This is a genomic window from Bradyrhizobium barranii subsp. apii, assembly GCF_011516635.5.
In the GTDB taxonomy this organism is placed as follows: domain Bacteria; phylum Pseudomonadota; class Alphaproteobacteria; order Rhizobiales; family Xanthobacteraceae; genus Bradyrhizobium; species Bradyrhizobium barranii.
This window is the reverse complement of sequence record NZ_CP096255.1, coordinates 4,129,803-4,141,436: the sequence shown is the minus strand read 5'-3', so window position 1 is coordinate 4,141,436 and position 11,634 is coordinate 4,129,803. Positions and strand designations below refer to the sequence as shown.

Genomic DNA, 11,634 nt, shown 5'->3' with positions numbered 1-11,634 from the left:
TCAGATCGCCTCCTTGTGCTGCATCCACCAGGCGCTCATCGCGGCGGCGGACTCGTTGCAGCCGAACCGTGCACGCCAGCCAAATTCATCAGCCATCCGCGCGACCGAAAGCGGGGCGCGATCCGGCCCATGCAATTCGATGAAAGTCTTCTCTCCGGGTGCCGCGAGCCGGCATTGCAGGCCGGGATGCAACGCCGCAAAGGCCTCACCCCATTGCAGCGCCGACCAGGGCGCGCCAGTGGAGATGTTGTAGAGCCGATGGCGCGGCCGCTCAGCTTCGATCAGCACCGCCACTGCCTCGGCGGCGTCTGGCGCGTAGATCCAATCCTTGATGCCCGTCTCGGGCATAAGGGCCGGTTCACCGCGGGCGAACTCGGCGAGTATCTGGAACTGCAGGCTTGGCGTATCGCGCACTTTTCCGATCCGCTCCCATGGACCGAACACCGCGCTCAAACGCACACTGAGAAAGTCGCCGCCCCACAGCTCGGCCAGCCGTGCCACCGATCGTTCGGAGGTGAACTTGCTGATCGCGTAGAAGGACACAGGATCGCAAGGCGTCTCCTCGTCCAATACCGGATAGCGCTGCCCCGCAGCACCATAGGCGGAAGCGGACGAGAGATTAATCACGCGCCGAACACCACGGCGGATCGCCGCGCTCAGAATAGGAATCTGAGCCATCACGTTGATTTCGAGGATGCTCGAGGTGACGGACCGTTCGAGCTGGTCGCCGGCAGTTATGGCGGCGCCAAGGACGATCGCATCAAGGCCCTGCTTGACAAGCGCGTCGATCCTCTCGACGTCCGTCATCTCGCCCTGAACAACCGTGAGCCGATCCCGGTAGTCGGCAAAGAATCGCTCCGCGCCCGCCGGCAGTTGCTTACGGTCATACAGCGTGACGTCATGCCCGCGCGCGAGCAGCACCTCGGCGAGGTTGAGGCCGACAAAGCCGGTGCCGCCGAAGATGACGATCTTCATCGCGCGCGATCCACCATCACAGCAGCTTCGCCCCGAAATTCCGCTCGGGATCCATGTCGGCAACGAGCCGCCCCGTCGGCTTTGCCGCCTCGCCGCCGCCGCGCGCCAGGAATTTTCCGCTGCCGGCGTCCGCAAGACACTTGTTGCCGTCGATGATGACGCGGCCGCGCGAGAGCACCGACACCGGCCAGCCCTTCAGCTTGCGGCCCGCGAACGGCGTGTAGCCGGCGAGATCGTGCATCATCTCGTCGACGATCACGGTCTCGCGATTGGGATCCCAGATCGCGATATCGGCATCGGCGCCGACCGCGATCGAGCCCTTGCGCGGATGCAGATTGTAGATCTTGGCCGGCGCCGTCGCGGTCAATTCCACGAACTTTTCAAGACCGAGCCGGCCCTTCGACACCATCGCGTCGAACAGCAGCGGCAGCCGCAGCTCCAGGCCCGGCAGGCCGTTGGCCACCTGCTTGAAGTTTGGATTGGGGCCGGCGCGCAGCTTGCCGGTCTCGTCGTAGCGATACGGCGCATGATCGGACGAGATGGTCTGGAGATCGCCGAGCGACAGCGCCTGCCACAGCGCCTCCTGATCCGCATGCGCACGCGGCGGCGGGCTGCACATCCACTTGGCGCCCTCGGCGCCCGGCTTGTCGAGATCGTTTGCCGTGAGGAACAGATATTGCGGACAGGTCTCGGCAAAAACCTTCAACCCCTGCCCGCGCGAATCGCGGATGACCTTCGCGCCTTCGGCCGTGGACACATGGAAGATCATGATGGGCTGGTCGATCAGCGCCGCCATGCCGATCAGTCGCGTAAAGGCTTCCGCTTCCGAGACGCGGGCATGGCTGACGGCGTGGTATTTCGGCATGGTGTAGCCGCGCGCAAGCAGGCGCTTCACCATCCAGGCGATGATGCCGTGATTTTCGGCATGGGCGCACAACATCGCGCCGGACTGGCGCGCGGCCAAGAGGATATCGAGCAACGGCTCGTCGTCGACCTTGAGCCGGTCATAGGTCATGAAGATCTTGATCGAGCCATGGCCCTGCTTCACCAGCGCCGGAATGTGCTCCTCGACCGTCTCCTTGGTCGCATCCGCGATGATCATGTGAAAGGCGTAGTCGATCACGGCGCCCTTCTTCGCCAGCGCGTGATAATCCTCGACCACCTGCGGCAGCTTCATGCCGACATGCTGGGCAGCGAACGGGATCACCGTGGTGGTGCCGCCGAACGCGGCAGAGACGGTCGCGCTCTCGAAGGTGTCGGCATTCATGATGCCGGCCGCGGACAACTGCTCGATATGCGCGTGGCTGTCGACGCCGCCCGGCAGCACCAGCTTGCCGCGCGCATCGATCTCCCGTTTCGCCGCCGGAAGCCCGCGGCCGATCGCCGCGATGGTCTCACCGGAGATCGCGACATCGGCCTCGAACACGTCGGTCGTGGTGGCGACGCGTCCGCCGCGGATGATCAGGTCGTATGTGGGTTCAGTCATGAGGCACTCCATGATATGCCTGAGCTGCGTGATCGCCATTTCAAGGGAAGACCAACATGCCCCGGCCGCGCATTCTCGTCATCAATCCGAACTCCAACCCTGCGGTCACGCGAGGGCTGGAGGATGCGTTGAAGCCGCTCGGTTTCGAGGGTGGGCCGGAACTGGTCTGCCAGTCGCTGGCTGAGGGTCCGTTCGGCATTGAAAGCCAGGCCGATGTCGACGGCGTTGCGATGCCGCTGCGCCGGCTGGTCGAAGGCGACAACAGCTCGGCTGCGTTTGTCATCGCCTGCTACAGCGATCCCGGGCTTCAGGTCTGCCGCGAAGGCACCGACCGGCCGGTGTTCGGCATCGCCGAGTGCGGCGTGCTGACGGCGCTGGCCCGCGCCGAAACCTTCGGCGTCATCGCCATTGCCCAGCGCTCGATCCCGCGCCACATGCGCTATCTCAGGCAGATGGGCCTGACCGACCGCCTTGCAGGCGAACGGCCGCTCAACATGAGCGTTGCCGAAACCGCGTCGGGTGAAGGCACGCTGGCGAAGATGATCGATGTCGGCCGCGCGCTGCGCGACGAGGACGGCGCCCGCGCCATCGTGATGGGCTGCGCCGGCATGGCGCGCCACCGCCGCCCGCTGGAAGACGCGCTCGGCATTGCCGTGATCGACCCGACACAGGCGGCCGTCACCATGGCGCTCGGTACGGTGCAGTTCTCGCGTCACTAGGCGTCCTTCAGCTCTTTGGCGTCCTGCCGCGCGAGCCATTGCGCATGGCTCTCGCGCGTCAGGGAAAACGTATCCCGCTGCGTCGTATAGAGATTGCCGAACATGCGGCCGATCGGCCGGTAGGCGTCGAGATCGACATACATGTTGGCCTCGTCGACGAGGCCCTCCCGGGCATGAACCCTGAGCACCTCACCGACCAGCAGTTCGCGATCGGGCGAGAAATTCAGCACGACATGACGCCGGCATTCCAGCGCAAAGGGTGCAGCGGCCACGCGCGGAACTTTCACGTCAACTGAGGGAAGCGTCGCAAGCCCGGTCGCCGCGACCTCGCTGTCGCCAGAGGGAAAATCGACCGCGCAATCATTCATCGCGGCAGACAGTGCCTCATCCACCATGTGAACCACGAACTCGCCGTCACGATGGATGTTGCGTGTCGTATCCTTCGGACTGTGATCCGGCTTGTGCTGGAGCCCGAGCACGATCAGCGCGGGGCTTTCGGAGAAGACATTGAAGAAGCTGAAGGGCGCGGCATTCACCGCTCCGTTCGCGTCCAGCGTCGTTACCAGCGCGATCGGCCGCGGCACGACCACGCCGCAAAGCAGCTTGTAGCGGTCGCGCGGATCGAGCTCGCGCAAGGAAATGCCGGATGTGCCCTTGTCCGCCATCGGCGTCACTTCTCCGGCGGCGGCACCGCGCCGGTCTGGCTGGTGATCAGGCCGTAATGCTCGATGCGGCGATGCTGGGCAAAATTGAAGATCGTGGTCTTGCCGAACGTCGTGGCGTCGAGATCGCAGGCGTGAACCAGGACTTCGTCGCCCTCCGTCTTGGCCTCGGCGACGATCTCGCCATCGGGATCGACGATCAGGCTGCCGCCGAACAGCGGATGGCCGTCCTCGACACCCGCCTTGGCCACCGCGACGACCCAGGTCGCGTTCTGATAGGCGCCGGCCTGCACGGAGAGACGGTTGTGAAACAGCCGCTTCTCGACACCCTCCTCGCTTTTCTCGGCATTCACCGACGGCGTGTTGTAGCCGATCAGCACCATCTCGACGCCCTGCAAGCCCATGACGCGATAGGTCTCGGGCCAGCGCCGGTCGTTGCAGATGGCCATGCCGATGATGCCGCCCAGCTCGCGCCAGACATTGAAGCCGAGATCGCCGGGCTCGAAATAGCGCTTCTCCAGATGCTGGTGCGACCGCTTAGTGTCGTAGTCCACATGCCCTGGCAGATGGACCTTGCGATATTTGCCGACGATCTTGCCGGACTTGTCGGTCAGGATTGCGGTGTTGAAGTGATGCCCGTCCGGCGTCAGCTCGGCATAGCCGAAGTTCATCGCCATCTGATGCTGCGCCGCACGCTCGAACAGCGGCTTGGTCGCCGCATTCGGCATCTCGCGCTCGAACCAGATGTCGGCCTCCGCCCGGTCCTCCGAATACCAGCGCGGGAAGAACGTCGTCAGCGCCCGTTCCGGATAGACGATCAGATCGGCGCCTTTTGCTTTCGCTTCGTCCATCAGCGCGATCATGCGCTTGACCACGGCCTCGCGGCTGTCGGCCTTCTGGATCGGGCCCATCTGGGCGGCGGCAACGGTGACGATACGCATCAGCGAGTTCCTGATTTCTTGGTGAGGCTGGGGATCGTAGCTTGAGGGGCGTGTCCGCGCGCGTAGCATAACGCGGTCTTGCGCCATTTTTCCAGCCAAGCAGCTTTCATGCCGTCCGCCCCCATTCGGCATCCTGCAAAAGCCGCCAGTTGATCTTGTTGCTGGCGGTGCGCGGCAGCTCATCGACGAAGACGACGGCGCGTGGCGCCTTGTAGCTGGCCATCGCGCCGCGAGCCCAACCGACGATGTCGTCCGCCGAAATCGTCGCGCGCGCGGCTTCGTCCAGCACCACCAGCGCCTTGACGGTCTCACCGCGGTAGTCGTCGGGGGTCGAGACGATGCAGCATTCCCGGATGGCGCGGTTCTGGTACATCGCGGCCTCGACCTCGGCCGGCCACACCCTGAAGCCGCTGACATTGATCATCCGCTTCAGGCGGTCAACAGCGAAGAAATAGCCTTGGGCATCGCGATAGCCGAGATCGCCCGTGCGCAGGAACCGCTTGCCGGACAGTTCTATGAAGGACTCGGCATCGGCCTGCGGCCTGTTCCAGTAGCCTTGCAGCACTTGTGGCCCGTGCACGACAATCTCGCCGACGACATTGTCGTCGAGCTCGATCAGGCTTTCGGGATCGACGACGCGCGCATCAGTCTCGTGCACGGCAATGCCGAGACACTGGCGCTTCGGCGCAGCGATCGGATTGAGATGGGTCGGCGACATCGTCTCGGTCATGCCGTAGCCCTCGACGAAATCGAGGCCGAAGCGGCCTTTGAGCCGTTCGGCCACCGCGGTCGGCATTGCCGCACCACCTCCGGTCAGTACCTTGAGTTTTGCAAAGCACCGATCGCGGAACCGGACGCTTGCGAGCACGTCCACGATCATGGTCGGCGCGGCGTTCCAGAACGTGACGCCGTAGGTCTCGAACAGATCCGGTAGCAGATCCTTGTCCCAGCGCGCCATCAACAGCAGCGTGGCGCCTGTCACCACCGCGGCATTCATCGAGCCCTGCATGCCCGCGACATGGAACAGCGGCATGAAGCCGGTCATCACGTCGCTGCCGTCGAGTCCGTACCAGCGTGCCTGCAGGACGGCGGTGAACAGCGCGCTGCGATGGGTATGCAGGCAGGCCTTGGGCTTGCCTGTCGTCCCCGACGTATAGGGCAGGATCATGAGATCATCCGGCCCCGCGGTCATTGCGCCTGGCTGCAAACCTTGCGCGATCGCAGATGACCAGGAATGCCAGCCTGGCGACGGCGGTATCTTCGACGGCGCCTCGGTGATGCATGAAGGCAGCGTATATGGCGTGGCGGCCGGCACTTCGTCGCGATATTGTGCGACGATCGTATGGGAGATGGCTTCGCCCACCAGCGGCGCGAATATTTCGCTCAGTTCGCTTCCGATGATCGCGACCTTGGCGCCGCTGTCTTCGGCGAGATAATCGATCTCGGCCGTCTTGTTCATCGGATTGACGGGCACGATCACGGCGTCCGCCCGCATCACCGCGTAGTAGGCGATGACATATTGCGGCGAGTTCTGCAGCGCGATCATGACGCGGTCGCCGCGCTTCACGCCGCAAGCGTTCCGCAGGAAGCCAGCTAAGGCATCGACCTGCTCGCGTAGCTCGGCATAGCTCAGGCTCGCACCATAAAACACCGTCGCCGGGTGCGACGGCCGATCCTTCGCCGCGCGTGCCAGCGCGTCGTAAAGCGTCCCCTTCGGCATCGCGAGATGCCAGGGCTCGCCCGCCGGCCAGGCCGGCGAGCGATGAGGTGTTGCGGGGTCTGCGCTCACCCGTGCTCCTCGTCTGCGATATCGAGGCCGTGGTCGAGCGCATCCAGAAGCAATTCGGCCTCATGCTCGGAGATGACCAGCGGCGGCGCCAGGAACAGCGAGGTCTGCTCGCCGCTGGTGCCGATCACCGCGCCGGCCTCCAGCGCCCGCTCCGCCACGCGCGAGGCGATCGGGACCACGGTGGTGTCGGCATGCCAGGAGCGCCAATCCGGGCCGTGCAGCTCCACCGTCCAGTGCAGCCCCTGCCCCGCCACCCGCTGCACGCTCGGATGTTTCTGGGCGATCGCGAGCAGGCGCCGGATGAACAGCTTTTCGAGCTTCTGGACGTGCTCCAGAATCTTGTCGTCGCTGACGACTTTCAGGTACGCGCTGACGGCGGCCATGCTGATGGGATGGCCGCGCAGCGTGCCGTAGTTCTGCCAGCTCGTGCCCTTGAGCCGCTCGACGATGTCTTTCGACACCACGACCGCCGCGACTGCCGCCGCACCGCCGCCGAGCGATTTTCCGAGCGTCACGATATCGGGGCGGCTTTCCGCGCCCTGGAAGGCGAACCAGCGGCCTGCGCGGCCAGCGCCGGTGACGACCTCATCCGCGATCCAGTAGGAACCTGCCTGCCGCGCGCAGCGGGCCACCTCGTCCTGATAAGCACCGTCGTAGTAGATCCCGCCCTGGGTGTAGTCGATGATGGTCGCCGCCGTGTCCGAGAGCAGGCGCGTGGCATCAGCCAGATATTCGCTGGGCGGCGTGTTGTTGGCCGGCGCGCCATAGATCGCGCCATCCGGCGCCGGGAGAATCCGCACCGGTGCCATCGGCGCCGGCAGCTTCGAGCCGCCTGAATGCACCGCGAGGCCGCCGTGCCATTGCGGCTGCACTGTCATGCTGCGCGACAGGCCGGTGATGCCGTGGTAGGCGCGCTCGCGCGTCGCCAGCGCCGACCGCTGCGTCAGCGCCTGGCAGAGCGACAGCGCCATGTCGTTGGCCTCGCTGCCACTGATGCAGAAGCGCACCGCGCCGACCCAGTCCTCTTCGCCCTTGAACGCCGTAGCCATCAGATCGTCGGCTGCCTGCTCGCGGCCGACCCAGGTCCAGCCTTCGTTCACGACGGGCGTATCGGCCGCGCGGCGGATCGCCTCCACCATCGCCGGGTGACGATGGCCGAGTCCGCCGCCGGTGTTGCTGCCGTCGATCAGCTTGCGGCCATCGGACAAGTGAAAATAGACGCCCTCGCCGCCGACGACGGCCATCGGCGCGGCTTCGCCTGCATTCAACCCGGTTCGCAACAATTTGCTCATCGCAATCCCCTCACTCCGCGGCCACGGCGCCATAGCCGCCGCCGCCGCACATCTCGATCGTGACGAGATCGTCTTGCTGCAACACCAGGTTCGATTTTCCGTCGATCGCGACGTTCGCGCCCTGCCTGACCAGCGAGATACGGCAAGCCTTGCCGGATTCGCCGCCCTGCATGCCGAACGGTGCAATCACCATGCGCTCGATGCAGGTGGTCAAGTGCATCGAGGGTGCGAGGATGCGATAGGTGCGGACGGAGCCGTCACCGCCGCGATGCGCGCCCGCGCCGCCGGACTGCCGGCGAATGGCCTGCTGCTCCAGGCGGATCGCGTAGCTCGCCTCGATCACCTCGACCGGCGTGTTCGACGTGTTGGACAGATGCACGCGCGTCGCCGACATGCCGGCCCGATCATGCCGCGCGCCCTCACCACCGCCGTGAACCTCGTAGAGCATTTTCCACGAACCGTTCTGCCGCGGCTCGGCGAAGAACAGCACGCCCGCAGTGGTTGCGCCACCGGCCGACAGTCGTTCGGGGATGGTGTCCTGCATCGCGCGAAAAATCGCATCGACGATGCGCATGGACGTCTCGTGGTTGCCGGCGGCAACGGACGCCATCCAGCCCGGCTCCAGGATCGAGCCCGGGCGCGTGATGATGGTCAAGGGCCGGAGCGCACCCGCATTCTGGTGCATGTCGCGCCAGCTCATGATGCGTTCCGCATAGGCGACCGCCGAGCGCGCCATGAACGGCGTCGTGTTGCAGAAGTTCGAGACGCGGTCGCAACTGCCGGAGAGGTCAAAGGTCGCCTCGTCGCCGCGAATGGTGATTTTCACATGGATGCGCGCAGGCGCGTTGTTGACGCCGCCGTCGTCGAGATAGTCTTCACCCTCGTAGACGCCATCAGGCAGATCGCGGAGCGCCTCGCGCATCTCAATTTCGGAGAGGTCGTGCAGGCGCGACTGCGTCGCCGTGAACACGGCCTTGCCGTGCTCGCGGCAAAGCTCGACGATGCGCTTCTCGCCAGCTTTCGTTGCCGCGATCTGCGCGAGCAGATCGCCCTCGCAGGACTCGGGATCGCGGACGTTGGCCTTGAGCAGCTGCACGATCGGCGTGTTGACGCCGGCTGACGTGGCGATCAGCACCGGCGGAATCCGCATCGCCTCCTGGAAAGTGTCGATCGCCTTGGCAAAATAGCTGCCGGGCCAGGTTCCGCCGATGTCGGGCCAGTGCGCGAGGCTCACCGCGAACGCCACGATCTCGCCGTCAACGAAGACGGGACGCACCACCTTGACGTCGTTGAGGTGATTGCCGCCGAGCGCGCCGACATTGTAGATCAGCACGTCGCCGTCATTCAGGGTCTCGACCGGCACGACCTTCAAGAGTTCCGGGATCGTGTAGGCCATCGCGCCGAGATGGATCGGGATGTCGCGGCCCTGCCCGACCAGGCCGCCGCGGCCATCCGTGATCGCCGACGACAGGTCGCCGGCCTCGCGCAGCAGCGGCGAGCGCGCCGAGCGCGTCATCACCAGGCTCATTTCCTCGGCCGCGGCCGAGAGCCCGTGCCTGATAACCTCGACGACGAACGGATCGAGCTTCATGCCGCCCTCCGCGTCAGGAACAGGTTGCCGGCGGCGTCGGGTTTTGCTTGCCAGCCGGGCGGGACCAACACCGTTGACCATGCGTCCTCGATGATCGCGGGGCCGCTGACGACATCGGTCAATTTGGCGCGATCGATGATCGCGGTCGGGATATCGTGGAGGCCATCGAATGAGCAGGCCCGCTTGCCTGATGACACCGCCCTCACCGCAGTCGCCGGCCGGCTCACCACCGTCGTCGACGGGCGCCGCGCCTGCACACGCACGGATTCGATGACGCAGGGCTCGCTGGTCGCATAGCCGAACAGCTCGTGATGCCGCGCCAGAAAGTCCTTCTTCAGCTTGGTCACGTCGAGCGGCAACGTGAACGGCACCGGAATGGCATCATTCTGCGCCACGTAGCGCATCAGCGCCACTAGCTCGACCTGGATCTCCGCCTGCGCAACGCCGTTGGCGATCTGAGGAGCCGAAGCATCGTCCATCAGCGTCCCGATCCGTTCCGACACCCGGGCGAGATCGATACCGTCGAGGGCGGCGCGAAGGGTCTGCTGCTGGAGGAAGCTGAAATCGGCGGTGAGACAGCCCAGCGCCGAGAATGCGCTCGAAGCGCTCGGCACGACAACCTCTGCAATCCCGTAGAGATCGGCAAGGCCTGCGGCATGCATCGGGCCGCCGCCGCCGAAGGCAAGCAGCGTGCAGTCGCGTCCGTCGATACCGCGCTCGACCGTGACGCGGCGGAGCGCACGGGCCATCGTCGCGTTCGCGACCTTGATGATGCCGAGCGCGGTTTCGGTCAGGCTCAGCCCCAGGGCGCGCGCGATCGGGTCGATGACGCGTTCCGCGGCCTTGATGTCGATGCCGATGCGGTCACCAAGCTTGGTCTCGGGATTGAGATAGCCGAGCACGGCATTGGCGTCGGTGATGGTCGGCTCAAGGCCGCCGCGGCCATAGCAGGCCGGCCCCGGCTCGGAGCCGGCGCTCTCCGGCCCGACCGTCAGGCCGCCGGGACCGTTTCGCACGATCGATCCGCCGCCGGCCCCGATGGAATGGACCGCAAGCATCGGCTGACGCAGCGGCTTGTCGCCCAGCATGCGGCCGTCGGTCATCTCGGCCTGGCCGTCGACGATCAGGCAGACGTCCGTCGTGGTGCCACCCATGTCGAAGGTGAGCATGCGCGATGTACCGAGCTGGCGCGCGATGCTGACCGATGCGGAGACGCCCGCCGCCGGCCCCGACATCGCCATCACCAGCGGCCGCCGCTTCACGGCCGAGATCGGGACCATGGCTCCGGCCGAATGAAACACCTGCAAGCCGGCGCCGATCGGCAGCCGCTGCTCCAACTCGCTGAGATATTCCACCGCGATCGGCATCGCGGCTGCGTTGAACACGGTCGCCGATGTCCGTTCGTATTCACGCGCCTCGGGATTGACCTCGTGCGACAGCGAGATGTGCGCGACGACGCCCTTGAGCCGTTCGCCCAGCATTTTTTCGTGGACGGGATTGGCATAGGCGTGAAGCAGCGCCACGGCGACGCTCTGCACGCCGGTCTGCTTCAGCCAGGCCACCAGGCGCTCGATCTCGGTTTCATCCAGCGCCTTCAACACCCGGCCCTCGTGATCGAGGCGCTCGGCGAGCCCAAAACATCGTTCGGGCGGCACCAGCGGCGGCGATTTCGGCGGAATGTCGAGACGATAGAGATCGCGGCGGCGATAGCGCGCGATCTCCAGCACATCGGCGAACCCTTCGGTCGCGACCAGCGCGACCTTCGGCAGCCGGTTCTCGACGATGGCATTGGTGACGCGCGTGGTGCCGTGCACGAAGCGCTTGACCTCGCTCTTGCGCAGGCCCACCGCCTCGATCGCCTCCAGCATCGCCTGAACCGGCGCGTCGGGGCGCGACGGCACTTTTGCGATCCGCGCCTCCGCGGAGTCGCGCCTGATGGCGATGATGTCGGTGAAGGTGCCGCCAATATCGGTGCCGACTTCCCAGTGATTTTCGGAGGAACTCATGTGCGGGGTCGGTTACGGATGACGTCCGAACCGGACGCCGGGTGCTTGCCGTCCATCGCAACGTCCAATGCCAAACCGAGAGCGCTCATCATCATCCCCTGTCATGCCACTGCCTGCGAGCGTGCGACAGAGCGATGGGCTCGGGATAGGGCCAGAGTTGTCGCAAACCACTA

General features: G+C 65.5%; 9 protein-coding genes. 1 reads left to right on the top strand and 8 read right to left on the bottom strand.

Annotation, left to right across the window (positions count from 1 at the left end):
* Both HAP41_RS19520 and hydA read right to left on the bottom strand, forming a co-directional pair.
* On the bottom strand, positions 1 to 975 hold the full coding sequence (locus HAP41_RS19520; protein WP_166097805.1) for an NAD-dependent epimerase/dehydratase family protein: 975 nt from the start codon (positions 973 to 975) through the stop codon (positions 1 to 3).
* Positions 976 to 991: 16 nt separating this feature from the next.
* Positions 992 to 2,461: a dihydropyrimidinase gene (gene hydA, locus HAP41_RS19515; RefSeq protein WP_166097808.1), complete on the bottom strand. Its 1,470-nt coding sequence runs from the start codon at positions 2,459 to 2,461 to the stop codon at positions 992 to 994.
* 56 nt (positions 2,462 to 2,517) lie between these two features.
* Between hydA and HAP41_RS19510 the strand changes: the two genes are divergently transcribed.
* Positions 2,518 to 3,180, top strand: a complete 663-nt coding sequence (locus HAP41_RS19510) for an aspartate/glutamate racemase family protein (RefSeq protein WP_166097812.1) — start codon at positions 2,518 to 2,520, stop codon at positions 3,178 to 3,180.
* On the opposite strand, the gene HAP41_RS19505 is transcribed toward HAP41_RS19510, so the two are convergent.
* From HAP41_RS19505 to HAP41_RS19480, 6 genes are all read right to left on the bottom strand, one after another.
* Positions 3,177 to 3,845 carry a flavin reductase family protein gene (locus tag HAP41_RS19505; RefSeq protein WP_175618104.1) on the bottom strand — a complete coding sequence of 223 codons (669 nt, stop codon included), beginning with the start codon at positions 3,843 to 3,845 and terminating at the stop codon, positions 3,177 to 3,179. The genes HAP41_RS19510 and HAP41_RS19505 overlap by 4 nt on opposite strands.
* 5 nt (positions 3,846 to 3,850) lie before the next feature.
* Positions 3,851 to 4,783: an N-carbamoyl-D-amino-acid hydrolase gene (locus tag HAP41_RS19500; RefSeq protein WP_166097820.1), complete on the bottom strand. Its 933-nt coding sequence runs from the start codon at positions 4,781 to 4,783 to the stop codon at positions 3,851 to 3,853.
* A 106-nt stretch (positions 4,784 to 4,889) separates the two neighbouring features.
* Positions 4,890 to 6,572, bottom strand: coding sequence for a long-chain-fatty-acid--CoA ligase (locus HAP41_RS19495; RefSeq protein ID WP_166097823.1), 1,683 nt, complete (start codon positions 6,570 to 6,572; stop codon positions 4,890 to 4,892).
* Entirely contained in the window at positions 6,569 to 7,864 is a 1,296-nt protein-coding gene (locus HAP41_RS19490; RefSeq protein WP_166097826.1) for a class-III pyridoxal-phosphate-dependent aminotransferase, read from the bottom strand. The genes HAP41_RS19495 and HAP41_RS19490 overlap by 4 nt, the downstream gene beginning before the upstream one ends.
* A gap of 10 nt (positions 7,865 to 7,874) precedes the next feature.
* The gene (locus HAP41_RS19485; RefSeq protein ID WP_166097831.1) at positions 7,875 to 9,455 is read right to left on the bottom strand and encodes a hydantoinase B/oxoprolinase family protein; all 1,581 of its coding nucleotides are present in this window, start codon (positions 9,453 to 9,455) and stop codon (positions 7,875 to 7,877) included.
* Positions 9,452 to 11,461 (bottom strand): hydantoinase/oxoprolinase family protein, encoded by a 2,010-nt coding sequence (locus HAP41_RS19480; protein ID WP_166097834.1) that lies wholly within the window; start codon positions 11,459 to 11,461, stop codon positions 9,452 to 9,454. The genes HAP41_RS19485 and HAP41_RS19480 overlap by 4 nt, the downstream gene beginning before the upstream one ends.
* Positions 11,462 to 11,634 lie beyond the last annotated feature (173 nt).

Coding starts and splice junctions, on each gene's coding strand:
- HAP41_RS19520 (WP_166097805.1), bottom strand. CDS start 975: ATGAAGATCGTCATCTTCGGCGGCACCGGCTTTGTCGGCCTCAACCTC.
- hydA (WP_166097808.1), bottom strand. CDS start 2,461: ATGACTGAACCCACATACGACCTGATCATCCGCGGCGGACGCGTCGCC.
- HAP41_RS19510 (WP_166097812.1), top strand. CDS start 2,518: ATGCCCCGGCCGCGCATTCTCGTCATCAATCCGAACTCCAACCCTGCG.
- HAP41_RS19505 (WP_175618104.1), bottom strand. CDS start 3,845: ATGGCGGACAAGGGCACATCCGGCATTTCCTTGCGCGAGCTCGATCCG.
- HAP41_RS19500 (WP_166097820.1), bottom strand. CDS start 4,783: ATGCGTATCGTCACCGTTGCCGCCGCCCAGATGGGCCCGATCCAGAAG.
- HAP41_RS19490 (WP_166097826.1), bottom strand. CDS start 7,864: ATGAGCAAATTGTTGCGAACCGGGTTGAATGCAGGCGAAGCCGCGCCG.
- HAP41_RS19485 (WP_166097831.1), bottom strand. CDS start 9,455: ATGAAGCTCGATCCGTTCGTCGTCGAGGTTATCAGGCACGGGCTCTCG.
- HAP41_RS19480 (WP_166097834.1), bottom strand. CDS start 11,461: ATGAGTTCCTCCGAAAATCACTGGGAAGTCGGCACCGATATTGGCGGC.